Annotated in this window: 26 protein-coding genes; 22 read left to right on the forward strand and 4 right to left on the reverse strand. The window is 56.4% G+C overall.

What is annotated here, in order from left to right; all coding sequences use genetic code 11:
* The first annotated feature begins 5 nt into the window (after positions 1-5).
* The 8 genes from OCH02_RS00530 to mlaA are packed head-to-tail and all read left to right on the forward strand — an operon-like array spanning position 6 to position 6,457.
* Complete coding sequence (locus OCH02_RS00530; protein ID WP_012146102.1) at positions 6-743, forward strand: heme ABC transporter permease; 738 nt, start codon at positions 6-8, stop codon at positions 741-743.
* Positions 740-976, forward strand: a complete 237-nt coding sequence (gene ccmD / locus OCH02_RS00535) for a heme exporter protein CcmD (RefSeq protein WP_012146101.1) — start codon at positions 740-742, stop codon at positions 974-976. Before OCH02_RS00530 ends, ccmD begins: the two co-directional genes overlap by 4 nt.
* Positions 973-1,467, forward strand: a complete 495-nt coding sequence (ccmE, locus tag OCH02_RS00540; protein ID WP_012146100.1) for a cytochrome c maturation protein CcmE — start codon at positions 973-975, stop codon at positions 1,465-1,467. Before ccmD ends, ccmE begins: the two co-directional genes overlap by 4 nt.
* Entirely contained in the window at positions 1,464-3,434 is a 1,971-nt protein-coding gene (locus OCH02_RS00545; RefSeq protein WP_174353912.1) for a heme lyase CcmF/NrfE family subunit, read from the forward strand. Before ccmE ends, OCH02_RS00545 begins: the two co-directional genes overlap by 4 nt.
* Entirely contained in the window at positions 3,431-3,982 is a 552-nt protein-coding gene (locus OCH02_RS00550) for a DsbE family thiol:disulfide interchange protein (protein ID WP_261429230.1), read from the forward strand. Before OCH02_RS00545 ends, OCH02_RS00550 begins: the two co-directional genes overlap by 4 nt.
* The gene (locus OCH02_RS00555; RefSeq protein WP_112363885.1) at positions 3,979-4,452 is read left to right on the forward strand and encodes a cytochrome c-type biogenesis protein CcmH; all 474 of its coding nucleotides are present in this window, start codon (positions 3,979-3,981) and stop codon (positions 4,450-4,452) included. Before OCH02_RS00550 ends, OCH02_RS00555 begins: the two co-directional genes overlap by 4 nt.
* Entirely contained in the window at positions 4,452-5,663 is a 1,212-nt protein-coding gene (ccmI, locus tag OCH02_RS00560; RefSeq protein WP_261429231.1) for a c-type cytochrome biogenesis protein CcmI, read from the forward strand. Before OCH02_RS00555 ends, ccmI begins: the two co-directional genes overlap by 1 nt.
* Before the next feature lie 35 nt (positions 5,664-5,698).
* Positions 5,699-6,457 (forward strand): phospholipid-binding lipoprotein MlaA, encoded by a 759-nt coding sequence (gene mlaA / locus OCH02_RS00565; protein ID WP_261429232.1) that lies wholly within the window; start codon positions 5,699-5,701, stop codon positions 6,455-6,457.
* Between the two features lie 115 nt (positions 6,458-6,572).
* On the opposite strand, the gene fadL is transcribed toward mlaA, so the two are convergent.
* Positions 6,573-7,895 (reverse strand): long-chain fatty acid transporter FadL, encoded by a 1,323-nt coding sequence (gene fadL / locus OCH02_RS00570; protein WP_261429233.1) that lies wholly within the window; start codon positions 7,893-7,895, stop codon positions 6,573-6,575.
* Positions 7,896-8,302: 407 nt separating this feature from the next.
* Here fadL and OCH02_RS00575 point away from each other — a divergent pair, with 407 nt between their 5' ends.
* The 4 genes from OCH02_RS00575 to sixA all read left to right on the forward strand — a co-directional run bounded on the left by OCH02_RS00575 (position 8,303) and on the right by sixA (position 13,155).
* Positions 8,303-8,599 (forward strand): YfcZ/YiiS family protein, encoded by a 297-nt coding sequence (locus tag OCH02_RS00575; protein WP_135317410.1) that lies wholly within the window; start codon positions 8,303-8,305, stop codon positions 8,597-8,599.
* A gap of 192 nt (positions 8,600-8,791) precedes the next feature.
* Positions 8,792-10,102: an acetyl-CoA C-acyltransferase FadI gene (fadI, locus tag OCH02_RS00580; protein ID WP_261429235.1), complete on the forward strand. Its 1,311-nt coding sequence runs from the start codon at positions 8,792-8,794 to the stop codon at positions 10,100-10,102.
* Positions 10,102-12,267 carry a fatty acid oxidation complex subunit alpha FadJ gene (gene fadJ, locus OCH02_RS00585; protein WP_261429237.1) on the forward strand — a complete coding sequence of 722 codons (2,166 nt, stop codon included), beginning with the start codon at positions 10,102-10,104 and terminating at the stop codon, positions 12,265-12,267. The genes fadI and fadJ overlap by 1 nt, the downstream gene beginning before the upstream one ends.
* A 405-nt stretch (positions 12,268-12,672) precedes the next feature.
* Positions 12,673-13,155, forward strand: coding sequence for a phosphohistidine phosphatase SixA (gene sixA / locus OCH02_RS00590; RefSeq protein ID WP_017893534.1), 483 nt, complete (start codon positions 12,673-12,675; stop codon positions 13,153-13,155).
* 65 nt (positions 13,156-13,220) lie between these two features.
* Here the strand turns inward: sixA and smrB are convergent, their stop codons facing one another.
* Positions 13,221-13,751: an endonuclease SmrB gene (gene smrB / locus OCH02_RS00595; protein ID WP_261153411.1), complete on the reverse strand. Its 531-nt coding sequence runs from the start codon at positions 13,749-13,751 to the stop codon at positions 13,221-13,223.
* Positions 13,752-13,921: 170 nt separating this feature from the next.
* Between smrB and prmB the strand changes: the two genes are divergently transcribed.
* The 6 genes from prmB to OCH02_RS00625 all read left to right on the forward strand — a co-directional run bounded on the left by prmB (position 13,922) and on the right by OCH02_RS00625 (position 18,828).
* Complete coding sequence (gene prmB, locus OCH02_RS00600) at positions 13,922-14,854, forward strand: 50S ribosomal protein L3 N(5)-glutamine methyltransferase (protein ID WP_261429239.1); 933 nt, start codon at positions 13,922-13,924, stop codon at positions 14,852-14,854.
* 62 nt (positions 14,855-14,916) lie between these two features.
* The gene (gene aroC, locus OCH02_RS00605; RefSeq protein ID WP_261108524.1) at positions 14,917-16,002 is read left to right on the forward strand and encodes a chorismate synthase; all 1,086 of its coding nucleotides are present in this window, start codon (positions 14,917-14,919) and stop codon (positions 16,000-16,002) included.
* A gap of 5 nt (positions 16,003-16,007) precedes the next feature.
* Positions 16,008-16,835 (forward strand): penicillin-insensitive murein endopeptidase, encoded by an 828-nt coding sequence (gene mepA, locus OCH02_RS00610; protein WP_261429240.1) that lies wholly within the window; start codon positions 16,008-16,010, stop codon positions 16,833-16,835.
* A 128-nt stretch (positions 16,836-16,963) separates the two neighbouring features.
* Positions 16,964-17,764, forward strand: coding sequence for a sulfite exporter TauE/SafE family protein (locus OCH02_RS00615; RefSeq protein WP_261429241.1), 801 nt, complete (start codon positions 16,964-16,966; stop codon positions 17,762-17,764).
* A gap of 64 nt (positions 17,765-17,828) precedes the next feature.
* Positions 17,829-18,386: an elongation factor P hydroxylase gene (locus OCH02_RS00620; RefSeq protein ID WP_012146084.1), complete on the forward strand. Its 558-nt coding sequence runs from the start codon at positions 17,829-17,831 to the stop codon at positions 18,384-18,386.
* A gap of 160 nt (positions 18,387-18,546) precedes the next feature.
* Positions 18,547-18,828, forward strand: coding sequence for a YfcL family protein (locus OCH02_RS00625; protein WP_012146083.1), 282 nt, complete (start codon positions 18,547-18,549; stop codon positions 18,826-18,828).
* A 44-nt stretch (positions 18,829-18,872) separates the two neighbouring features.
* Here OCH02_RS00625 and mnmC read toward each other — a convergent pair whose 3' ends face one another.
* Positions 18,873-20,894, reverse strand: a complete 2,022-nt coding sequence (gene mnmC / locus OCH02_RS00630) for a bifunctional tRNA (5-methylaminomethyl-2-thiouridine)(34)-methyltransferase MnmD/FAD-dependent 5-carboxymethylaminomethyl-2-thiouridine(34) oxidoreductase MnmC (RefSeq protein ID WP_261429243.1) — start codon at positions 20,892-20,894, stop codon at positions 18,873-18,875.
* A gap of 170 nt (positions 20,895-21,064) precedes the next feature.
* Between mnmC and fabB the strand changes: the two genes are divergently transcribed.
* The 3 genes from fabB to OCH02_RS00645 all read left to right on the forward strand — a co-directional run bounded on the left by fabB (position 21,065) and on the right by OCH02_RS00645 (position 23,203).
* On the forward strand, positions 21,065-22,279 hold the full coding sequence (gene fabB / locus OCH02_RS00635; RefSeq protein ID WP_012146081.1) for a beta-ketoacyl-ACP synthase I: 1,215 nt from the start codon (positions 21,065-21,067) through the stop codon (positions 22,277-22,279).
* Positions 22,280-22,489: 210 nt separating this feature from the next.
* Positions 22,490-22,711: a hypothetical protein gene (locus tag OCH02_RS00640; protein ID WP_004947462.1), complete on the forward strand. Its 222-nt coding sequence runs from the start codon at positions 22,490-22,492 to the stop codon at positions 22,709-22,711.
* Between the two features lie 267 nt (positions 22,712-22,978).
* Positions 22,979-23,203: a hypothetical protein gene (locus tag OCH02_RS00645; RefSeq protein ID WP_261429244.1), complete on the forward strand. Its 225-nt coding sequence runs from the start codon at positions 22,979-22,981 to the stop codon at positions 23,201-23,203.
* A gap of 48 nt (positions 23,204-23,251) precedes the next feature.
* Here OCH02_RS00645 and apbE read toward each other — a convergent pair whose 3' ends face one another.
* Positions 23,252-24,283, reverse strand: coding sequence for an FAD:protein FMN transferase ApbE (apbE, locus tag OCH02_RS00650; protein WP_261429246.1), 1,032 nt, complete (start codon positions 24,281-24,283; stop codon positions 23,252-23,254).
* A gap of 156 nt (positions 24,284-24,439) precedes the next feature.
* Here apbE and OCH02_RS00655 point away from each other — a divergent pair, with 156 nt between their 5' ends.
* Positions 24,440-25,552 (forward strand): SLC13 family permease, encoded by a 1,113-nt coding sequence (locus tag OCH02_RS00655; protein ID WP_261429247.1) that lies wholly within the window; start codon positions 24,440-24,442, stop codon positions 25,550-25,552.
* Positions 25,553-25,576: the final 24 nt, after the last annotated feature.

Genomic DNA, 25,576 nt, shown 5'->3' on the forward strand with positions numbered 1-25,576 from the left:
CGACAATGTGGAAATGGTTACATCAGTTTGCCCAGCCTGAACGGCTGTATCGTGTCTGCGGCCGCTTTATCCCCTGGCTGGGGCTGGCCGGCGCGGCCTGCCTGCTGTTGGGTTGGGTATGGGGTTTTGGCTTTGCGCCCAAGGATTATCAGCAGGGCGACAGCTTCCGTATCATGTATATCCATGTCCCGGCCGCCATGTGGTCGATGGGGATCTATGGCTCCATGGCGGTAGCGGCATTTATCGGCCTGGTGTGGCAGATGAAAATGTCCGATACGGTGGTGGCGGCGATGGCGCCGGTCGGCGCGGTATTTACCTTTATTGCTCTGGTCACCGGTTCTGCCTGGGGCAAGCCGATGTGGGGCACCTGGTGGGTGTGGGACGCGCGCCTGACCTCCGAGCTGGTGTTGCTGTTCTTGTATATCGGTATTATCGCGTTGTACAACGCCTTTGAGGATCGCCGCCTGGCGGGCCGCGCCGCCGGTATTTTGGTGCTGGTGGGAGTGGTAAACATCCCGATTATTCATTTCTCGGTCGAATGGTGGAACACGTTGCACCAGGGATCGACCAATATGCAACAGAGCATCGCGCCAAGCATGCGCACCCCGCTGCGCTGGGCGATCCTCGGCTACCTGCTGTTCTTTATTACCCTCACTTTAATGCGCCTGCGCAATTTGATTTTGTCTCAGGAAAGTCAGCGTCCGTGGGTCGCCGGGCTGGTCAATAAGGAGCGCCAACCATGAATGCCGCATTTACTTCCTGGCAGGCGTTTTTCGCCATGGGGGGCTATGCCTTCTACGTCTGGCTGGCGGTGGCCGTTACGCTGCTCTCGCTGTTGGGCCTGGTGGCGCATACTTTCTGGCAGCGCCGACAATTGCTCGATGAGATTGGCCGCCGTCAGGCGCGCGAACGGCGTATTCGCCAATCGCAGCAGTCGAAACAAAAATCCGCCAACCCGCGGGAGAAATCATTGTGAATCCACGTCGTAAAAGTCGCCTGTATCTGGCGATCGTAGTGCTGATCGGCGTTGCGCTTACCGCGACCCTGATGCTGTATGCGCTGCGTTCCAACATCGATCTGTTTTATACCCCGAGCGAAATTCTGCAGGGCAAGGGCGAAAATCATGAAAAGCCGGAAGTGGGCCAACGCCTGCGTATTGGCGGCATGGTGATGCCCGGCTCGGTGAAACGCGATCAGAAAACGCTGCAGGTCAGCTTCAAGGTTTACGATGCGCGCGGTGCCATCGACGTCACCTACACCGGTATTTTACCGGACTTGTTCCGTGAGGGGCAGGGCGTGGTGGCGCAGGGCGTATTGGGCGAAGGCAACGTGGTGAACGCGCGTGAAGTGCTGGCGAAACACGATGAAAAATACACTCCGCCGGAGGTGGCCGACGCCATGAAAGAAAACCATAAGGGGCCGGCTTCGGCTTACGCCACCCCGCAGAACGAGGGCGCTAAATCATGATGCCGGAAACGGGAAGTTTTCTGCTGTGTCTGGCGCTGGCGATTTCGCTGCTGCTGAGCATTTACCCGCAGTGGGGCGCAGCGCGTCAGGATCGCCGTATGATGGCGGTGGCGCGTCCACTGACCTACGGCATGTTTGCCGCTATCGCGCTGGCGTTCATCTGCCTGGTGTATGCCTTTGTGGCCAATGATTTTACCGTGGCTTATGTGGCCGCCAACTCCAACACGCAACTGCCGGTGTATTACCGCATCGCCGCCACCTGGGGGGCCCATGAAGGGTCGCTGCTGCTGTGGGTGCTGCTGCTGAGTTGCTGGTCACTGGCGGTGGCATTGTGCAGCCGTGCGATGCCGCAAGACGCTGTGGCACGCGTGCTGTCGGTGATGGGCATGATTACCGCAGGTTTCCTGCTGTTTATTATCATGACCTCCAACCCGTTCACCCGCACCTTGCCGAATTTCCCGATCGACGGCAGCGATCTCAACCCGCTGCTGCAGGATATCGGTCTGATTTTCCATCCGCCACTGCTGTACATGGGCTATGTCGGCTTCTCGGTGGCCTTTGCTTTTGCTATCGCCTCACTGATGGCCGGCCGGCTGGATACCGCCTGGGCGCGCTGGTCACGTCCCTGGACCACGGCGGCCTGGGTGTTTCTCACCATGGGTATCGTGCTGGGCTCTGCCTGGGCTTATTACGAACTGGGCTGGGGCGGCTGGTGGTTCTGGGATCCGGTAGAGAACGCTTCATTTATGCCGTGGCTGGCCGGTACGGCGCTGATGCACTCGCTGGCGGTGACTGAAAAACGCGGGACTTTCAAGGCCTGGACGGTATTGCTGGCGATTACCGCCTTCTCGCTGTGCTTGCTGGGTACCTTCCTGGTGCGCTCTGGCGTGCTGGTGTCGGTACACTCTTTTGCCTCCGATCCGGCGCGCGGCATGTTCATTCTCGCCTATTTGGTGATTGTGATCGGCGGTTCTTTGCTGTTGTACGCAGTTAAGGGCGGCCAGGTGCGCAGCCGGGTGCAGCATGAAACCTTCTCGCGTGAAACCTTCCTGTTGGGCAACAACGTACTGTTGATTGCCGCGATGCTGGTGGTGTTGCTGGGCACGCTGTTGCCGCTGGTGCATAAACAGCTTGGCCTGGGCAGCATTTCTATTGGCGAGCCATTCTTCAATACCATGTTTACCTGGCTGATGGCCCCGATGGCCTTGCTGATGGGCATCGGCCCGTTGGTGCGCTGGCGCCGTGATGAACCGACCAAGCTGTGGCGTCGCCTGAGCGTGGCGCTGGTGATTACGCTGGTGTTGTCGATCCTGCTGCCGTGGCTGCTGCAAGACAGCATCGCCGGTATGACTGTGGTGGGGCTGATTATGGCGGTCTGGGTGATTATCCTGACGCTGATGGAACTGCACGAACGCGCTACTCATCGCCACGGTTTTTGGCGTGGCCTGAGCCATCTTTCCCGCAGTCACTGGGGCATGGTGCTGGGTCACCTTGGTGTCGCGGTGACGGTAATCGGTATTGCCTTTAGCCAGAATTACAGCGTGGAACGCGATGTCCGCATGAAGGCTGGCGACAGCGTGGATATCCATAACTATCACTTTGTGTTCCGTGATGTGCACGATATCCGTGGGCCGAACTATACCGGCGGCGTCGGTATCATCGACGTCACGCGCAACGGCAAGCCGGAAGCGACGCTGCACGCGGAGAAACGCTACTACAGCGTGGCGCGCAGCATGATGACCGAAGCGGCCATCGACGGCGGCTTCAGCCGTGACCTGTATGCGGCACTGGGCGAAGAGCTGGACGACGGCTCCTGGGCCGTGCGGTTGTACTATAAACCCTTCGTGCGCTGGATCTGGTTCGGTGGGGTATTTATGGCGATCGGCGGCATCCTGTGTATTCTCGACCCGCGCTATCGGATGAGTAAAAAACTCAAGCGTGAAGGCAAGCTGGAGGAGCAGGCATGAACCGTAAGCTGCTGTTTATCCCGTTAATTCTGTTCCTGCTGCTGGTGGCGGCGTTTATGGTGCAATTGACGCGCAACGCCGGTGGTGAGGATCCGACCATGCTGGAGTCGGCGCTGATCGGCAAACCGGTACCGGCCTTCAAACTGGAATCGCTCGAAAGCCCCGGCAAGACTTACGATCAGGCAGTGCTGCGCAATGGCAAACCCATGCTGCTGAACGTCTGGGCCACCTGGTGCCCGACCTGCCGTGCCGAGCATCAATACCTCAATACGTTGGCCACGCGCGGTATCCGCGTGGTGGGGCTGAACTATAAAGACGATCGCAGCAAGGCGGTGACCTGGCTAAACTCGCTGGGTAACCCTTATGCGCTCAGCCTGTATGACGGCGACGGCATGCTGGGGCTGGATCTGGGCGTGTATGGCGCGCCGGAAACCTTCCTGATCGACGGACAGGGCATTATTCGCTATCGCCACGCCGGGGATATGAATGAGCGCGTCTGGCAGCAGGAAGTGTTGCCGCTGTACAAAAAATACGGGGGTGAGGCATGAGGCTGATGACCCTGGTCTTCGCTCTGCTGCTGAGTTGGAGCGCGGCTGCGGCTATTGATACCTATCAGTTCAAATCGGTGGAGCAGGAACAGCAATACCGTGAATTGACCGAGCAGCTGCGCTGCCCGAAATGCCAGAACAACAGCATTGCCGATTCTAACGCCATCATTGCGGCGGACATGCGCACCAAGGTGTATGAGCTGATGATGCAGGGGCAGAGTAAGCCGCAGATCATCGATTACATGGTGGCGCGCTACGGCAATTTCGTCACCTACGAGCCGCCGGTGACTCCGGCGACGCTGATCCTGTGGGTTGGCCCGTTGCTGTTTGTGCTGATCGGCGGGGCGGTAGTGATACTGCGCACTCGCCGTCGCCGCGCCGGTGCTGCTAACGCTAACGATGAATTCTCCGAGCAGGAGCAACAGCGTTTGGCAGCGCTGCTGAAAGAGACTGACAGGAAGAAACCCTAATGGCTTTTTGGCTGATTATTATTGTATTGCTGGTCGGCGCTGCGGCGTTACTGGTGGTGCCGGCGATGCGCCAAAGCGACAAAAACACTGCCGCTAGCCGCGATACGCTGAATAAAGCGTTTTATCAGGATCGTCTGCACGAACTGGAGCAGGACGAAGATCAGGGCGTGGTTGCCGAGCGTCCGGAGATGGTGAAGGAACTGCAGCAAAATCTGCTCAATGATATTCCCGGTCAGCAGGACGCGCAGGCGAAGCCGATCAACCGTTGGGCACTGGTGCCCGGCGTAGCGTTACTGGTGGTGGTCACCCTGGGGTTCTATCTGAAAACCGGTGGACTGGCGCAGGTGCTGGACTGGCAGCAGGTGGAAGCTCAAATGCCGGAGCTACGCGCTCGGGTTGCCAATGAACGTGCCCAACCGCTGAGCATGGAAGAGATTGCCCGTCTCGGCCTGGGGCTGCGTACTGCGTTGCAACAGGATGACCGCAATATCAACGACTGGATGATGTTGGGGCGGGTCGGCATGGCATTGAACAACGCTACCACCGCGACTCAGGCATTCGCCCATGCTTATCAACTCGATCCGAATAGTCTGGAAGTGCGCCTCGGCTACGCGGAAGTCTTGACGCGCTCTAACGATCCAGAGGATAACAAGCAGGCCACGCAGATGCTGCGCAAGATGATCGCCGAAGATCATACCAATCTGCGCGTGTTGAGCCTGTTGGCGTTTAATTCCTTTGAGCAGGGCGATTTCAAGCAGGCTATTGGTGCCTGGCAGGTCATGCTGAAACTGTTGCCGGCTAACGATCAACGCGCCGAAGTGATAAAGCGCAGTATTGAACAAGCAAAAACACAGGCAGGCGGAGAAACTGTTAAACTTGGCGTTAACGTGACGTTATCGCCGCAGGCGACTAACGCTTTGCCGCCGCAGGGGACGCTGGTAATCTCGGTGACCGATGGTGCCAATCCGGTGCCGGTGGCGGTAAAACAGCTGCCCTTAAGCCGTTTCCCGCTATCATTCTCTTTGGATGACAGCAATGCCATGATGCCTGAACGCCTGCTTTCGGCCCAGCATCAGGTCAAGGTGCGGGTGCGGATTTCTCAGGACGGTCTGGCCACGCCACAGGCGGGTGACTGGTTCGGTGAGAGTGCGCTGCAGAATTTCAGCGGTAAAGAGCAGATTGACGTTCAGATAAACAAACAGGTTCCCTGAATAAAAAGACCGAACGTGTTTTCATGGAGAAGAATATGAATTTTCGCCTGACTGGGCTGGCTTTCACAACGGTGTTATTGGTGGGCTGTGCCAGCACGCCACAAAATGAACCACAAGGGCGATCCGATCCTCTGGAAGGATTTAACCGGACGATGTTCAACTTTAACTATAACGTCCTGGATCCGTATGTCCTGCGCCCGGTGGCCGTGGCCTGGCGTGACTATCTGCCGATGCCGGCGCGTAATGGCATCAGCAACTTCACCTCCAACCTGGAAGAACCGGCCAGCATGGTCAACTCCTTCCTGAAGGGTGATCCGTACAAGGGAATGATCCACTTTAACCGTTTCTTCCTCAACACCCTGTTGGGGATGGGCGGCCTGATCGACGTGGCTGGCATGGCTAACCCGAAACTGGCGCGTGAAGAGCCGAACCGTTTCGGCAGCACTCTGGGGCACTACGGTGTGGGTTACGGCCCTTATGTGATGTTGCCGGGCTATGGCAGCTTCACCCTGCGTGAAGAGGGCGGTGACTGGGCGGATAGCCTCTATCCGGTGCTGAGCTACCTGACCTTCTGGATGTCGGCGGGTAAATGGGTGGTTGAGGGGATAGAAACCCGTGCCGAGCTGCTCGATTCCGACGGCCTGCTGCACAACTCTTCCGATCCATACCTGATGGTGCGTGAAGCCTACTTCCAGCGCAACGACTTCCTGGCGAACGGCGGCTCGCTGAAGCCGGAAGTTAACCCGAACGCCCAGGCAATTCAGGGCGATCTGGACGAGATAGACTCGCAATAACCTCGGTTGGTAGCGAAGATAAAGAACCCGCTTTGATGGCGGGTTTTTTATGCTTTGAGATTAGCGGGCAAAAAAAAGCGCCCCGCAGGGCGCTCTGACTTCATCATCGAAAGGATTAGAAGCGGTAGTTGAAGTTGGCGCCGTACAGCCAGGCCTTGCCCACTGAATCGAAGGTGTATGGACCTTCTTTGATGGTGACTTTCTGGCCGTGCATGTAGGAGATACCGACGTCAACCGAGGCGTCTTTGTTGAACGCATAGCTGGTACCGGCACTCAGCCACAGGCGGTCCTGATCCGGGATTGAGATCGAACGGTTTTGAGCAGGAACCGGGCTGTCATCGAAGGCGATACCGGTACGGAAGGTCCAGTTGTCGTCGTAGAAGTAGGTGGTACCCAATGCGATGCGGTAAGAATCTTTGAAGCCTTCATGCTTCTCGAACAGCGTCTGACCGTTGCTGCCGGTGGCTTTCAGCTCCTGGAACTGGCTCCAACTGGTGTAAGCCATGCTGTAGTGAACGGCCCACTGTGGCGCAACCTTGTTGTAGCCCGAGATTTCCCACATTTCTGGCAGGTTCAAGTCCAGAGAACCGGGAATGGTGCTGCCGTTGGTGCCCATAGGCAGGCCGAGAGCACCCAGGAGTGGATTATAGGCGGATGGCAGGCTGCTCTTGTAATCGCCGTCGAACTTGATTTTCACTTCGGAGCGGTAGGTGAAACCGTAACGGTTGTTTTCATCCACTTCATACAAAATACCGGCATTCCAACCGAAACCCCATTTGTCACCTTTCAGGTGAGATATCTGGGTATCGGCCGGGATCTGTGATACCGGGCCTGCCAATTGCGGAGGCAACTGACCAGAGCCTGCGATCAATTTCGGCAATTCACCGGCATAACGCTCAAGCTTGGCTTTGGCGTAAACCGCATCAAAGCCCAGGCCGAAGCTGAATTGTTTGTTCAGACGATAAGCACCGCTCAGATTGAGGTTTAGGGTGGTCAGGTCGGTTTTACCGCCATAAGCCCCTGCGGTGTAACCGTCGTTGAATTCGGTAGCCAGGCCGTAGTTACTGGTGACAGAGCCACCCACGGCAAACTGATCGTTAATTGGCTGTACATAATGCAGGTTCGGCACCCAGGCGGTAGGGGCGATGTTTTTTGCGTCCAGGCTGGCACCTGAAGGTGATTTGCCTGAAATGTCCACGTCCGGATCGATAAACACAGCGCCGAAAGACAGCTCTGGGCGAGTGTACATCATCAACAGGGCTGGGTTACGGCTGGCAGAAGCCGCAGTGTCTGCCATGGCACCTTCACCAGAATACGCACGTCCTAAACCAGCTGCTGAGAACTCGTTCAGCTGGAATCCGGCGGCAGACACGTTTGAAGAAATAATTGCCACTGCAGCTGCGAGAGCTGATTTAGTAAATAGGTTTTTCTGGCTCATGACCAAAACCTCATTTTATGTGTTTATTATTTAAACATGTTACATAAAGTAACAAGGAAGCGCGCGATTGTAGGGTCCGATCCCATTCAGACAAATCAGACCAGTGGCTGAATTATAGGTCCGACCTGTGAGAATGTTGCAACATTGTTTTTGAAATATTTCCAAATTGATATCAAAAGAGAGATCTGGCTAACAAAAAACCAGCGATAGATAACAAAATTCTTACCATTCCTTAGCAGACAACGATTTTCATTTGTGATTTCCATCACTTAAAACACCTATAAAAAGTAAGTGCTAGTGATCGGTTTCACCACAGAGTAAAATAGACACAGAATCTTGTATCTTTGCGCCAGCGTTTAAATGGCAATTTGGATGCGCGTAATGGCGGTCCCTGAGGAGAATTAACCATGTCAAATTCACTTAATAAATGTAGCGCCCAGGAAACTGCCGCTTGTTGCTGTGTAGACGTTGGCACCGTCATGGACAATACCGATTGCACCGCCTCCTACAGCCAGGTGTTTGCCAATCAGCAGGATGCAGAGAAAATGTTGGCCGCGTTGACTGAAAAAGCCCGGGGTGTGGAATCTGACCCTTGCGACATCAGCAGTAGCATTAAACCGGTTGACGGTGGTGTAGAACTGGTGGCTGATTTCACCTTTGCCTGCCAGGCAGAAACCTTTATTTTCCAGCTCGGCCTGCGTTAATTGCTGCTTTAAAAGGGTGCGGGGCTTACCCGCACCGTCTTCTGCCCCATAATCCCTCCCTGGAAAGTTGCTCCTGCTCTCAGTTTTCACTTCTGCCGGTTTGCCAAATATAAACATTTGGTTAACAATGACCCCATCAGGTCAGACCTCTTTTTAGCCGTTGCGCTGACGTTATTCTCTTCAGGAGCGTTTATGAGTAAGGCACTGCCGTTGGTGACCCGTCACGGTGACCGTATTGCGATTATAAATGGACTGCGCACCCCCTTTGCCAAACAGGCGACCGCTTATCACGGTATTCCGGCGGTGGATTTGGGTAAAACGGCGGTGAGTGAACTGTTGGCCCGCACTGGCATCGATCCGGCGTTGATCGAGCAACTGGTGTTCGGCCAGGTGGTGCAAATGCCTGAAGCGCCGAATATTGCGCGTGAAATTGTGCTCGGTACCGGTATGAGCGTGCATACCGATGCCTACAGCGTGTCGCGTGCCTGCGCCACCAGCTTCCAGGCGATTGCCAACGTGGCGGAAAGCATTATGGCCGGTAGCATCAGTATCGGCATTGCCGGCGGCGCTGACTCTTCTTCCGTTTTGCCTATCGGCGTCAGCAAAGCGCTGGCGCGCACGCTGGTGGACGTTAACAAGGCCCGTACCCTGTCACAGCGCCTCAAGCTGTTCAGCCGACTGAAATTCCGTGACCTGATGCCGGTCCCTCCGGCGGTGGCGGAATATTCTACCGGCCTGCGTATGGGGGATACTGCCGAGCAAATGGCGAAAAGCCACGGCATCACCCGGGAAGAGCAGGATGCGCTGGCGCACCGTTCACATCAGTTGGCGGCCAAAGCCTGGGAACAGGGGCTGTTGCACGATGAGGTGATGACCGCCTACGTGCCGCCGTATCGCACCCAAATTAGCGAAGACAACAACGTCCGCAAAGACTCCAGCCTGGCTTCCTACGCGAAGCTGAAACCGGCATTTGACCGTAAGCATGGCAGCGTTACTGCCGCCAACAGCACGCCGTTGACCGACGGTGCGGCGGCGGTACTGATGATGAGTGAATCGCGGGCGAAAGAGCTGGGCTTACAACCGCTGGGCTACCTGCGCAGCTTTGCCTTCTCTGCCATCGACGTGTGGGAAGATATGTTGCTCGGGCCGTCCTACGCAACACCGCTGGCGTTGGATCGCGCCGGTATCGGCCTGGCTGATCTGACGCTTATCGACATGCATGAAGCTTTCGCCGCACAAACCCTGGCCAACCTGAAGATGTTTGCCAGTGACGAGTTTGCCCAGCAAAAATTGGGTCGCAGCCGGGCGATTGGTGAAGTGGATATGGATAAATTCAACGTATTGGGCGGCTCGATCGCCTACGGCCACCCGTTTGCCGCTACCGGCGCACGCATGATCACCCAAACGCTGCACGAGCTGAAACGCCGTGGTGGTGGGCTGGGGTTGACCACCGCCTGTGCGGCCGGAGGGTTAGGGGCCGCAATGATCGTAGAGGTGGAATAATGAGTTTTGAAAACGCATTGCACGAACAGCGAGCCAAGCCCTCAGCCTTTCAGCTGACGATACGTCCGGACAACATTGGCGTGATCACCATTGATGTCCCCGGCGAGAAGGTGAATACGCTGAAGGCCGAATTTATCGAACAGGTCAACGACGTACTGATCCGCGCGCAGCAGCATCCAGCGCTGGAAGGGCTGGTGATCGTTTCCGGCAAGCCGGATTCGTTTATTGCCGGCGCAGACATCACCATGATTGCCGCCTGTACCACCGCCAAAGAAGTCGAAACGCTGGCGAAGAAAGGCCAAAGCACCCTGGCACAGATTGCGGCATTCCAGGTTCCGGTAGTGGCAGCCATTCACGGTGCCTGCCTGGGTGGCGGCCTGGAGCTGGTTTTGGCCTGCCACGGCCGCGTCTGCTCATTGGATGATAAAACTGCACTCGGCCTGCCGGAAGTTCAGTTGGGTTTGCTGCCGGGATCCGGCGGCACTCAGCGCTTGCCGCGGTTGATTGGTGCCAGCAAGGCGCTGGACATGATCCTGACCGGCAAACACATTCGGGCGCGTCAGGCGCTGCGTCTGGGGCTGGTGGACGACGCGGTGCCGCAATCGATCTTGCTGCAGACCGCCATCGAACGAGTCAAACAGGGTTGGCAAAGCCGACGTGAATTGCCGTGGCAGGAGCGTTTGCTCAACGGCCCGCTGGGTAAAAGCCTGCTGTTCAGCATTGTACGCAAGAAAACGCTGGCAAAAACGCACGGCAACTATCCGGCGGCGGAGCGCATTATTCAGGTGGTGCGTACCGGTCTGGATAATGGTAGCGCCAGCGGTTATGAAGCCGAGGCCAAGGCCTTCGGCGAGCTGGCGATGACGCCACAGTCAGCGGCGTTACGCAGCCTGTTCTTTGCCTCTACCGCGTTGAAGAAAGAGCGCGGCGGCAATGCACAACCTCATGCATTACATCGTATCGGGATCCTCGGTGGCGGCTTGATGGGCGGTGGGATTGCCTGCGTGACCGCTACGCGCGGCGGTCTGCCGGTACGAATTAAAGACGTTAACGAAACGGGCATTAACCACGCGTTAAAATACAGCTGGGATGTGCTCAGCAAACGGGTTCGCAGTAAACGCATGCGTCCGGCTGAGCGACAAAAACAGATGATGCTGATCTCCGGTTCGACCGATTACACCGGTTTTGATCGGGTGGACGTGGTGATTGAGGCGGTGTTTGAAGATCTGTCGCTCAAGCAGCAGATGGTGGCCGAGATCGAACAACACGCGGCCCCGCACACTATTTTTGCCTCCAATACTTCATCGCTGCCGATTGGCCAGATTGCTGCCGGCGCGCAGCGGCCGGAGCAGGTGATCGGCCTGCATTATTTCAGCCCGGTCGATAAAATGCCGCTGGTAGAGGTGATACCTCATGCCGGTACCAGCGAAGAAACCATTGCCACCACCGTGGCATTGGCGCAAAAACAGGGCAAGACGGCGATTGTGGTTGCCGATCGTGCCGGTTTCTACGTTAACCGCATTTTGGCTCCTTATATAAATGAAGCGGCGCGTTGTCTGTTGGAAGGTGAGCCGATCGAATCGCTGGACAAGGCGCTGGTCGACTTCGGCTTCCCGGTCGGGCCGATAACCCTGCTCGATGAAGTGGGCATTGACGTCGGCACCAAGATAAGTCCGGTGCTGGTGGAACAGTTGGGGCCGCGCTTTGCCGCCCCGGCGGCTTTCGATGCGGTGCTCAAAGACGGGCGTAAAGGGCGCAAAAACGGCCGTGGCTTTTATCTGTACCCGAGTGAAGGCCAGCAACGTCAGCGGCACAAACGTGCCGATACCTCGGTGTATGTTCTGCTTGGCATTACACCGAAGTCGCATTTGCAGCAGGCGGTTATTGCGCAGCGTTGCGTGATGATGATGCTGAACGAAGCGGCGCGCTGTCTGGATGAAGGCGTGATCCGCAGCGCCCGCGACGGTGACATCGGTGCCGTGTTCGGCATTGGCTTCCCACCGTTCCTTGGCGGGCCCTTCCGCTATATGGATCAGCTTGGCGCCGACAAGGTGGTTAAAACGCTGGAGTACCTGCAGCGCCAGCACGGGGAATATTTTGCGCCCTGTGAACGTTTGCAGCGCATGGCCCAGCAGGGCGAGCGCTTCTATCCGCAGGGGTCTTGAGCGGCGCGCTGACGTGAATTGTACTAGAGTAGGATCAAGGGGCTTTGTGATCGTTATCACTCCTTGCACTACCGGCAATCCCACCCACTGTACAGGGGGATAGGGACGAGGTAACGTAGCCCGATGGCGGTGTAAAACTGGCCGCCATCAATAAAATTCATGTTGAGAAGGTTAAAATTTAACCTGTTGAATTGGTTGTTATGTGAGCATTGAATGCGTATCGGAACGCTATTGATGTAAAAAACAGCGTTTTCTTTACGTGAACTTTCAGGCAAAATGCCCGGCCGCCATAAAGAGACGGCGCGTTATCGTTTCAAAGCTTTTGCTTTGGGGTTGTAAAACTCGGCGATACAGCACGCTCGGCGTTTCTGTATAGCGTTATTTTGTCAACAACAGCGGTGCAATATGCAAGTTTTGATTATGCGTCACGGAGAGGCGGCACTCGATGCGGCCAGCGATTCGGTAAGACCTCTTACTGTTTGTGGCCGTGATGAGTCACGTCAGATGGCGGCCTGGTTAAATACCAAGTCTGTGGATATTGAACGAGTGCTGGTCAGCCCCTATCTGCGGGCCGAACAGACGCTGGCCACGGTGCGCGAAGCCTTGACCTTGCCGGCGAGCGAAGAAGTGCTGCCTGAGTTGACGCCGGGCGGAGACGCCAGCCTGGTGGGCAGTTATTTGCAGGTGCTGGCACAGCAGGGGATCAGCTCGGTGCTGATTGTCTCCCACTTGCCGCTGGTGGGTTACCTGGTGGCTGAGCTTTGCCCGGGTGAATGTCCGCCGATGTTTGCCACCTCGGCAATCGCCAACGTTGATCTGGCGGCTGACGGCAGCTGCGGTAAATTTGAATGGCAGGTCAGTCCGTCGCAGGTGATGGCTAAAGTGTAGGGGCCGCAGGCCGGTTGCAAACAAAAGGGCGATGTTAAATATCGCCCTTTTGTCATTTCTGCCGTTTAGTCGGCCAGTTCGACCAGCAGCAAGATGGCCGCGGTACCGCCCCATTCCTTGGGGGCCTGGTGGAACACCAGTACGTCGGGATGCTGCGCCAGCCACAGCGGGGTTTGCTGTTTAAGGATATGCTTGCCGTGGCCGTGCATCACACAGGCGCAGTGTACGTGTTCGCGTCGGCAAGCGGCGATCAATGCGCCCAACTCCTGCTTGGCCTGCATTTGGGTCAGGCCGTGCAAATCGAGAAACAGCTCCGGTGAATAGTCACCGCGGCGCAGTTTTTTCAGTTCAAAAGCACTGTAACCGGGGCGCACATAGCGCGTCGGGCCTTCCTCTTCCAACTGCGGTTGGTATTCATCCGAGAAATAATAACTGGCGTCCACCTGTTCCTGCAGCAGGCGCTGCGGGGCAATTTGTTTGGTTTTTGGCTTGGGTTTACGGTGGACAATGGTGTCCTGACGCAGCTTTTTTGCGTCTACTACCGACTCTCTGAAGAGCTGCAATTCATCTTTGCTCAGAGGGTGCTTGTTCTTCATTTTTCATTCACCGGAAATCATTTATCGCGGTAGTTTACCGTGTCGCGGGTATCTGTCGACGCAAAATTCGCGCCAAAATGAAAAGCGCAAGGGGTTAGCGTGATTTGTCGCGGGCTTCATGGCAAACTATGCGGCTAAATCATGAATCACAGTGCCTGCCGGAGGGCAAATTGGACAAAATTTTCGTCGAGGAAGCAGTGAATGAACTGCACACCATTCAGGATATGCTGCGCTGGACGGTGAGCCGTTTTAACGCCGCGGATATCTACTATGGTCACGGAACCGACAATCCGTGGGACGAAGCGGTGCAATTGGTGCTGCCGAGCCTGTTCCTGCCGCTGGATATTCCAGAGGACATGCACACCGCACGTTTGACCTCCAGTGAGCGCCACCGCATCGTTGAACGCGTGATCCGCCGCGTCAACGAGCGCATTCCGGTCGCCTACCTGACCAACAAAGCCTGGTTCTGCGACCTGGAGTTTTATGTTGATGAGCGCGTGCTGGTACCGCGTTCCCCGATTGGCGAACTGATCAACGATCGCTTCAGCGCACTGATCCCTCATCCTCCGAGCCATATTCTCGACATGTGTACCGGCAGCGGCTGTATTGCCATTGCCTGCGGCTATGCTTTCCCGGATGCGGAAGTGGACGCGGTAGACATCTCCGCCGACGTGCTGGCGGTGACCGAGCGCAATATTCAGGCGTTGGGTGTTGAACAGCAGGTGACGCCGATCCGTTCCGATCTGTTCCGCGATCTTCCGGCGATCCAGTACGATTTGATTGTCACCAACCCACCGTACGTTGATGCAGAAGACATGTCAGATCTGCCGGAAGAGTTCCGCTTTGAACCTGAACTGGGTCTGGCGGCGGGTAGTGACGGCCTGAAGCTGGTACGTCGCATTCTGGCCTGTGCGCCGGATTACCTGAGCGACGACGGCGTGCTGATTTGTGAAGTGGGTAACAGCATGGTACATCTGATGGAACAGTATCCGGATATTCCGTTCAGCTGGTTGGAGTTCGAAAACGGCGGTGACGGGGTGTTCATGCTAACCAAACAGCAATTGGTAGATTGCAAAGAGCATTTCAGCATCTATCGCAGCTAAGCATTCTTCGGGCCTGCTCTGGCGGGCCCAACAGAGATAATAATTAAGGGTAAGGATCCGCGATGGCAGGAAACAGTATTGGGCAGATTTTCCGCGTCACCACTTTTGGTGAATCTCACGGTGTGGCGCTGGGCTGTATCGTAGACGGTGTGCCGCCGGGCATTCCGCTTACCGAAGCTGATTTGCAGCACGATCTGGACCGCCGTCGTCCAGGCACCTCGCGTTATACCACCCAACGCCGTGAGCCGGATCAGGTCCGTATTCTTTCCGGCGTGTTTGAAGGTGTGACTACCGGTACCAGCATCGGGCTGATAATCGAAAACACCGACCAGCGCTCGCAGGACTACGGTGCGATTAAAGACGTGTTCCGTCCGGGGCATGCAGATTACACCTACGAACAAAAATACGGCGTGCGCGACTACCGTGGCGGCGGCCGTTCTTCGGCACGTGAAACGGCCATGCGTGTTGCAGCAGGGGCGATTGCCAAGAAATACCTGCAGCAGAAATTTGGCGTACAGGTGCGTGGTTACCTGGCGCAGATCGGCGACGTGGTCTGTGAGCTGAAAGACTGGGAGCAGGTCGAACAGAACCCGTTCTTCTGTCCGGATCCGGACAAGCTGGAAGCCCTGGACGAGCTGATGCGCGCGCTGAAAAAAGAGGGCGACTCCATTGGCGCCAAGGTCAGCGTAGTGGCAGAAAACGTGCCGGTAGGCCTTGGCGAACCGGTGTTTGACCGCCTCGACGCGGATTTGGCGCATGCGTTGATGAGCATCAATGCGGTAAAAGGCGTGGAAATTGGCGACGGCTTTAGCGTTGTGACCAAGCGCGGCAGCGAAAACCGCGACGAAATCACCCCGGAAGGTTTCCAGAGCAACCATGCGGGCGGCATCCTTGGCGGTATCAGCAGCGGGCAGGCGGTGATCGCCCATCTGGCGCTGAAACCAACCTCCAGCATCATGGTGCCGGGCAAAACCATCAATCGCCAGGGCGAAGCCGTGGAAATGGTCACCCGTGGCCGCCATGACCCTTGCGTAGGCATCCGTGCGGTACCAATTGCCGAAGCGATGATGGCGATTGTGCTGATGGATCACCTGCTGCGCCAACGTGCGCAGAACGGTGATGTGGTTTCTAACGTTCCACGCTGGTAATCACCATGAAAAACTGGATGTTGGGCATTCTTGCCCTGATGGCTTCGGGTTCCGCCATGGCATTGACGCCGTGGCAGAAAATCGAGAACCCGGTGGCCGGTGCGCCGCAGGCGGTGGGGGGGTTTGCCAATGGTTGCATTATCGGTGCCCAGCCGCTGCCGTTGAACTCGCCGGATTATCAGGTGATGCGCCCCGATCAACGCCGCTACTTTGGCCACCCGGATCTGCTGGCGTTTATCCAGCGTCTGAGCAGCAAGGCAAGCCAAAAAAATCTCGGAACGGTACTGATCGGCGATATGGCGATGCCGGCCGGCGGGCGCTTCAGCAGCGGCCATGCCAGCCATCAGTCCGGGCTTGATGTCGATATCTGGCTACAGTTGCCGCGCCAACGCTGGAGTGCACAGCAACTGCTGAAGCCGCAACCGATCGATTTGGTTTCCAGCGACGGTAAGCAGGTGGTTGCGCGCCAGTGGCAACCGCAGATTGAAACTTTAATCAAAGCGGCGGCGCAGGATCGGGAAGTGACACGCATCTTCGTCAACCCGGCGATCAAGCAGCGTCTGTGCCTGGATGCCGGTGCCGATCGTGACTGGTTGCACAAGGTGCGGCCGTGGTTTGGCCATCGTGCGCACATGCATGTGCGCCTGCGTTGTCCGGCCGGTAGCCTGGAGTGTAAAGAACAGGATACCCCACCGCCGGGTGACGGCTGTGGTGCCGAACTGGCAAGTTGGTTCATTCCGCATCAGCCGAGTGCCAAGCCGGGTAAACCGGTACCGCCGCCATTACCGCCTACCTGTCAGGCATTGCTGAATAACCATTTTGCTGCGGAATAATATACCCAAAGTAATTGGAGTTGCATCAAGGCGGTAAGGGAATGAATCCCGATGAGCTTACATGAGTAAGTGATTCGGGTGAATGAGTGCAATCAACACAGATGCAGCTTCAAATAAGAGGGGTATAAATGGAGTGGTTCGTCGTTGGCCCCGAGATGCTCGGGGTTTTGTTTGTGGTGGCATTGCTGGCGGGCTTTATCGACTCCATTGCCGGTGGGGGTGGGTTGTTGACCGTACCGGCACTGCTGGCGGTGGGGGTGTCTCCAGCGCAGGCGCTGGCGACCAACAAACTGCAGTCGGTGGGGGGCTCCTTATCCGCCAGCCTGTATTTCATCCGCCGACGAGCCGTTGATCTCAACGATCAAAAGCTGACAATTCTGTTGGCGCTGATCGGTTCTGTTGCCGGAGCGATCCTGGTGCAGCACATGCGTGCCGATCTGCTACGGCAAATGTTGCCGTTATTGGTGATCGGCATCGGCCTGTACTTTCTGCTGACCCCGCGTCTGGGGGAGAGTGATCGACAGCGCCGTTTGAGCGCCTTGCCGTTCGGGCTGGTGGCCGGGGGCTGCGTGGGTTTTTATGACGGCTTCTTTGGCCCTGGTGCCGGCTCCTTCTACGCACTGGCCTATGTGACGCTGTGCGGTTTTAACCTGGCCAAATCCACCGCTCACGCCAAGGTGCTGAACTTTACTTCCAATTTTGGCAGCCTGGTGTTGTTTATTATCGGCGGCAAAGTGGTGTGGAGCATCGGTCTGGTGATGCTGGTAGGGCAGGTGCTGGGAGCACGGCTCGGGGCGCATATGGTGATGACCCGTGGGCAAAAGCTGATCCGCCCGATGATCGTCATCGTTTCTCTGGTGATGAGCTGCAAGCTGTTGTACGACAATCACGGTACGGAAATTCAGCAGTGGCTGGCGCTGCATTTTTAGCATGCCAAGCGAGCGGTAACATGAAATAATTACCGCTTTATTTTTGTGGTTATTGGATTTGTTTATGTCAGACACGCAGGCTACCCATCAATACGAACAGCTGATTGATATCTTTAATCAGTGCTTCAGTGATGATTACAACACCCGGCTGGTTAAAGGCGACGATGAGCCGATTTATTTGCCGGCCGACGACCAACTGCCATACCACCGCATTGTCTTTGCCCACGGCTATTACGCCAGCGGCATGCATGAGATTTCTCACTGGTGCATTGCCGGTGAACAGCGTCGCAAACTGGTCGATTTCGGTTACTGGTACTGCCCGGACGGGCGCGACGCACAGACGCAAAGCGAATTTGAAGCGGTGGAAATTAAACCGCAGTCGCTGGAGTGGATGTTCTGCGTGGCGGCCGGTTTCCCGTTCAACGTCAGCTGCGACAATCTGAACGGTGACTGCGAACCGGATCGCATCGCCTTCCAGCGTAAGGTACGCGAACGGGTACTGTTGCTGTTGGAACAGGGAATACCCACAAGACCTGCGCGCTTTATTCAGGCGTTACAATCGTTTTACAATACGCCACCGCTGACGGCTGAGCTTTTCCCCTATCCGGAAGATCTCAACTGACTATATTGTTTAAATGAAAAATATACCCAATAGCTTTCGAGCTGTAGCTAGGCGGCAAGCAAACGAATCCTCAGGAGCTTACCTTGGTAAGTGACTGGGGTGAGCGAGCGTAGCCAACAATGCTGCGGTTTGGAAGATGAAGGGTATTAGAGGAAATTTGATGATCGCAGAATTCGAAGCGCGCATTTTGGCGCTGATTGATGACATGGTAGAGCACGCCAGCGATGATGAACTGTTTGCCGGTGGCTACCTGCGCGGTCATCTGACGTTGGCGGTTGCCGAAGTGGAAGAGCTGGGTGAGCACAGCGCCGAAGCGCTGAAAACGCAGGTGGAAAGCAGCCTGCATAAAGCCATTGCTGCCGGTGAGCTGTCGCCGCCGGACCAGGTATTGGTGTATGGCATGTGGGAAAATCTGTATCAAACCGCACTGCCGACCGCCTGACTCGCTTTACGAGGCGCTGATAACAGCGCCTCGTAACACCGCGATTAAACCGCACGCCCCTTCAGCAGTTTTCTTACCCACATCCGGTTCGGATTCAATGCCGCCAACATTTCTGCGTCGCCCGGCAAGGGTTCGCCGAACAGCTGCGCCGCCAAAATTTCCGCCGCCAGCGGTGCCGAGCACAGTCCACGCGAACCTAGCGCGCCAATCACAAACAGATTGGGATAACCTGGCGCATTGGCGATAGCCTCGCCGCGTTGATGCTGGCGTTGCAGATGCTGATACTGCGTCAGCGTAACCTGATAGTCTGGTACCGCGCCAATCATCGGCAGATGATCGCGGGTGGCGCTGCGCACGCCGCAGCGGGCATGCTGACCGCTGACGTCCACCTGCAGCGGCCAGCTCTGATCCGGCAGGCAGCGCAGCAGGCGGGCACGGTTATCCTGCTGTTCTTCCTCGCGGTATTCGGTGGCGGTTTCACCGCGCTGGTAGCTGGCGCCGATACAGTGCTGTTGGTTGTTGGCATTGACCGGCGTCAGGTAGCCGTCGTAACACAGTACCTGTTTCAATTCGCTCAGCGCTGGAGTGGTGGGAATATGGGAGACTTGGCCGCGCACCGCATAAACCGGCAGCGCTTCGCTGGGCGCCAGTTCGCCAAGCCGGTGGCCGTTGGCCAGGATCACCGTCGCATGCTGTCGGATTTCACCCTGGTTGACACTGAGCTGCCAGCCGCTGTCGGTGGCGGTCAGGGCCTTGACGTCAGATTCATAGTGACAACTCAACCCCTGACGTTGCGCCAGGGCTATCGCATTGCGCGTCAGCTCGGCCGGACACAGCCAGCCACCCTGCGGGTAGTTAATGCCGCCAAAACCACTGTCGATACCGCACAGGGCGCTGAGCGTGGTGCGATCGGCCGCCACGGCCAGCTGCGGTGGCCATGCAACCGCCAACATGTTGGCAATCTTCCCGGCACTCTTTTCATCATAGGCCAATTGGCTGACGCCACACCACTGGTGGTCAAACGTCACGCCCTGTTTTACCAGCGTGTCGTACTGACGGCGGGCAAAAAGGAAAGCGGCGCTGAAGAAATTCTCCAGGGCATCGCCGCGGCCGTTCAGCAACGGATAAAGCGCTCCCTGACGGTTGCCCGATGCCCCTTCGGCCGCCTGAGGTTCGGCACAATACAGCGTGACCTTGGCACCACGGCGCAGCAAGGCGAGGGCAGTCAAGGCGCTGGCAACGCCGCCGCCAATGATAGCGATATCGTCGGTATTGTCGGCTGCCGGGCGCAGTAACCAGGGCGTGGGGTGGGCAACTGCCGGCGCATCGGCAGGCAACTCGCCAATCAGCATTTCACGTTTCTGGCCGAACCCTTTGCTTTTTATGACTTCAAATCCGGCCTGCTGCAGCCCGCGCCGCACAAAACCTGCGGCGGTGAAGGTGGCCAGGCTGCCCCCCGGCCGGGCAAAGCGCGCCATGGCGGCGAACAGCTGCTCGGTCCACATATCCGGATTTTTCGACGGGGCGAAGCCGTCGAGGAACCAGGCGTCGATTTGGCGGTGCATGCTGGCGTCGAAGTGCGGTAGCAATTCGTTCACGTCACCGAACCACAGATCCAGCGTAATGCGGCCTTCCGCCAGCAACAGCCGGTGGCAGCCCGGCAGCGGCAACGGCCATTGGGCGCGTAACTCGTCGGCATAGGAAGCCAGCTCTGGCCAACGCGCATGTGCCGCTGCGAGATCGGCCTGCAGCAGCGGGAATTTTTCAAAGCTGATAAAGTGCAGCCGCTGCAGCGTGGCCTCCGGCGTTGTGGCACGGAAGTCGGCAAAGGCTTGCCACAGGGTTAAAAAATTAAGTCCGGTGCCGAAGCCGGTTTCCGCCACGATAAACAGCGGGCGAGGGTGCTCGCCAAAACGTGGCGGCAGCCGATTGCCCTTGAGAAACACGTAGCGGGTTTCTTCCAGCCCATCCTGATTAGAAAAGTAGACGTCATCAAACTGTTTCGAAACAGGTGTACCCTGTTCATTCCAGGATAACGCTGCGGTTTGGATCGGGGCGTGGCTCACGGTTGGTTGCTCGTAACTCAAGGGGTGACGGGATTCTAACGGCGCTGGCGCTATGGCGCAAACTGGATAAGAATAAAGCTGAAAAACGCTGATCGGACTTGTTCGGCGTACATCTGTACGCTAAAGTGCGATGCAAAATCCCGAATGTAAAATTGTGGAAGAGGTACTGAATGAAACGTGCAGTGATTACTGGCCTGGGAATCGTCTCCAGCATTGGTAACAACCAGCAGGAGGTCCTGGCGAGCCTGCAGGAAGGACGTTCTGGGATCACTTTCTCCCAGGAGCTGAAAGATTCCGGCATGCGTAGTCACGTATGGGGCGATGTTAAACTGGACACTACCGGTCTGATCGACCGTAAAGTGATGCGCTTTATGAGCGATGCGTCCGTTTATGCCTATCTTTCCATGGAAGAAGCTATCAAAGACTCAGGTCTGGCTGCCGATCAGGTTTCCAACGATCGCACCGGTCTGGTCGTTGGCTCAGGTGGCGGCTCTCCGCGTAACCAGGTTGCCGGATCCGACGGCATGCGGGCCAAAGGCCTGCGCGGCGTTGGCCCGTACATGGTGACCAAAGCTATGGCTTCAGGCGTTTCCGCCTGCCTGGCAACCCCGTTCAAAATTCGTGGCGTCAACTATTCCATCAGCTCAGCCTGCGCAACCTCTGCACACTGCATTGGCCACGCGGTTGAACTGATTCAACTGGGCAAGCAGGACGTAGTCTTTGCCGGCGGTGGTGAAGAACTGTGCTGGGAAATGGCCTGTGAGTTCGATGCAATGGGCGCTCTGTCCACCAGCTACAACGACACCCCGGAAAAAGCTTCCCGTACCTATGACGCAGCGCGTGACGGTTTCGTCATCGCCGGCGGCGGCGGTATGGTGGTAGTAGAAGAGCTGGAACATGCTCTGGCACGTGGCGCGCACATCTACGCTGAGATCATCGGCTACGGGGCGACCTCCGACGGTGCCGATATGGTTGCGCCGTCAGGCGAAGGCGCAGTGCGTTGCATGAAGATGGCTATGCAGGGCGTTGACACCCCAATCGACTACATGAACGTGCACGGGACTTCTACGCCGGTTGGCGATGTGAAAGAACTGGGCGCTATCCGTGAAGTGTTTGGCGACAACACCCCGGCAATCTCCTCCACCAAGGCCATGACCGGTCACTCACTGGGCGCCGCCGGCGTGCAGGAAGCGATCTACAGCCTGTTGATGGTTGAGCACGGCTTTATTGCGCCGAGCATCAACATCGAAAATCTGGATGAGAAAGCTGCAGGCATGAACATCGTGACTCAGCCGACTCAACGCGAGCTGACTACCGTAATGTCCAACAGCTTCGGTTTCGGCGGCACCAACGCCACGCTGGTAATGCGTAAGCTGCAGAAGTAATACCGGCTCAAGGTTTTAGAATAAAGCCCGCGTTTTCGCGGGCTTTTTAATGCCTGTCGATCCTGCCGGTTGGCCGCTCGGAGTTATCTCAAATTACATCTTCTGACGGAACGTTAACGCTTCATTCAGCCTTTTGCGCATACAATGGCTCAATAGCGCGTATATCACTCGGCGTAGGATTTCAGAGTGATCGAACATTGAGGCAATAGAATGAAAAAGTTAATTGCAGTTGGGCTGCTGTCGGTATTTTTGGCTGGGTGCGCGACTGAATCACCTTGTGTTCCGGTTTATGACGATCAGGGGCGTTTGGTGCACACCAACACCTGTATGAAAGGCACCACTCAGGATAACTGGGAAACCGCAGGCGCTATCGCCGGTGGTGCAGCGGCGGTTGCCGGTCTGACGCTGGGTATTATCGCGTTAACCAAATAACCTTCCGTCGGTGAGTTTCCCCGTATAAAACCCAGCCTCCGCGCTGGGTTTTTGTTTGGCTGAGACGCCACCGGTTGATTGATATTAAAGTATTTTTATTTCCAGCCACCTGGCAAAGACGGCTTTGACAGCGGGTGTAAATTCCATTCTTGCGCAAGCACTTGGCCGATATAATCCGGCATTCCACACTCTGGAATCACCTGATGTCGGCTTTGGCGTCCATCTCTTTATCCACGCACCGTTTGCACTTCGCTAAAAAGCGGGCCTGTGCAGGGATGGCTATTGGTCGTCAGTTGGCTGTTGTTGAATACCCAATTGGCGTTGGCCAGCCATAATTGCAGCCTGCAGTTCAGCGGTGAAGCGCCAATGGACCAGCATACGATGCATATGCAAAACAGCCTGCCTTCGTCAGATCAGATGCAAACTCAGGGGCCACTGCTGTCGATGCTGGTGGTGCCGGCGGTGTATTTGTTGTTGCACCGTAAGGGATGATGGAACGGGGGCGCGGTATTCTGCGCCCCCGGATCACTGCGTCAGAAATTACTTCACCAGGAAGGCTTTAAACTGGGGGGTCATCACGGCACTGAACCCTTCGTCGGTCTTGCTGATCAGATAGACCGCCAGCCCTTTCTCCTGCGCCAGTTTCAGGGCTTTTTCTGTCCCCAGTACCATCAGTCCGGTATCCCAACCGTCGGCTTCCAGCGCGGTTGGGGCGATCACCGTGGCGGACACCAGACGGTGGGTTATCGGCCGGCCGGTGGTGGGATCGATCACGTGCGAATAGCGCTTACCGTCCTGTTCGAAATAGTTGCGGTAGCTACCGGCAGTACTGATGCCATAACCCTGTAAATCCACCAAAGCCTGTACCGCATTTTCGCGGTCGGTAGGCTTTTGGATCGCCACCCGCCAGGGTTTGCCCTGGCCGTTAACGCCGCGGGAAGAAACCGCACCGCCAACCGAGACCAGGTAGTTGGTGATGCCGTTGCGCGCCATCAACCCTACCAACTGGTCAACGCCATAGCCTTCACCCAGCGTTGAGAGATCGACATACATCTCCGGCAGATCTTTTTGCAACCATTCACCATGATCGTCAGCGATCAGTTTGAGGTGCTGCAGGCCAACATTTTTTTGCGCCGCCTCTATTTGCTGTTGGCTCGGTACCTTGACCACTCGCTTATCCGGCCCAAAGCCCCACAAATTGACCAGTGGGCCGACGGTAATATTCATCGCGCCCTGAGTATCGCGGCCGATGCGCTGGGCCATCAGAATAATGTCCGCCATGCCGCGTGGGATCTGCTGTGGATCTACGCTGCGGCTCTGATTAAAGCGCGACAGCACAGAATCATTGCGGTAGGTGGAGATATCGTCGTTGGCGCGTTCCAGCACGGCGTCGATCTGCTGCTGTAACTGTTGTTGATTGATGGCCACATCACCGCTGACCTTGACGCTGTAGAAGGTGCCCATGGTTTTGCCCTCAATATCAATCTGCGGGCGGGTATTCTGGTCATTGCAGGCGGTCAGCAAGCTGAGCGCCATGCTCAGCAACAGCCCTTTGGCGAAAACGTTAGCCATAAAAAATCCTTCAAATCTGGGAAAGGCGTTACAAATAAAGCAAAGTGCGGCGAATGAAAAGCGGATAAAGGTAAAAGAGCATTTTACTGGCGTTGCCGTCGCGCTTGGGCTAACTTCTGGCTCCTGATCCCCGGTTGTTTTTTTGAAGCGCTCAACATGAGTTCAAATATCGTTATCCGGCTGTTCCAGCCGTTCCTGAAAGATCGTTTTTTACATATTCTGCTGGTGGCCGGCGTGTTGATGGCGGTTGTTAATCCGCAACAACTGCCTGCACTCGGCGGTTTTATCGACTGGCGAACCATTATTACCCTGCTGGGACTGATGCTGTTGACCAAGGGGGTTGAGGTCAGCGGCTATTTTGACTTTATTGGCCGCAAGATAGTCAATACGCTGCACAGTGAGCGGCGGCTGGCGCTGTTTCTGGTGTTTGCTGCCGCACTTTTGTCGTCATTCCTGACCAACGACGTGGCGCTGTTTATCGTTATTCCGCTGACTATCACGCTAAAAAAACTGTCTTCGCTGCCAATTAGTCGGTTAATTATCTTCCAGGCGCTGGCGGTCAATGCCGGTTCGCTGCTGACACCGATTGGTAACCCGCAGAACATTTTGCTATGGAGCAAATCCTCGCTGTCGTTTCTGGCTTTTATTGCCCAGATGGCGCCCTTTGGTGCAGCGATGCTGGCCAGCCTGCTGCTGTTAACCTGGTTCAGTTTCCCGGCGCGGGAGATCGTTAAAGCCCCACATACCGAAGGCTACCCTTACCAGCGACGCCTGTTGCTGAGCTGCGTGGCACTGTACGTGATTTTTCTGCTGTGTCTGGATATCGACCTGCCACTGTATGGCCTGTTGGCGGTGTTCGCCGGTTTTTTACTGCTGGCACGCCGGGTGTTGTTGCAGATTGACTGGAGCCTGATTTTTGTCTTTATCGCCATGTTTATTGACGTGGGGTTATTCACCCGTCTTGAGGCCGTTCAGCCCTGGTTCGCGGACATTGCCAGGCTGGGCGAGGGGGGTATTTATGCCCTGGGGATCGGCCTGTCGCAGGTGATCAGCAACGTGCCGGCGACCATTTTACTGCTTAACTACGTGCCTTCCAGCCAACTGTTGGCCTATGCGGTCAACGCCGGTGGCTTTGGCTTGGCGATAGGCTCACTGGCTAACCTGATTGCACTGCGGATGGCGGGCGAGCGAAAAATCTGGCTGAAATTCCATTACTACTCGCTGCCACTGCTGGCATGGAGTGGTTTGCTCGGCTGGTTGCTGGCTTAAGAGCGATATTTCTACTTGAAATAC

Source organism: Serratia quinivorans (assembly GCF_946227985.1).
GTDB lineage: Bacteria > Pseudomonadota > Gammaproteobacteria > Enterobacterales > Enterobacteriaceae > Serratia > Serratia quinivorans_A.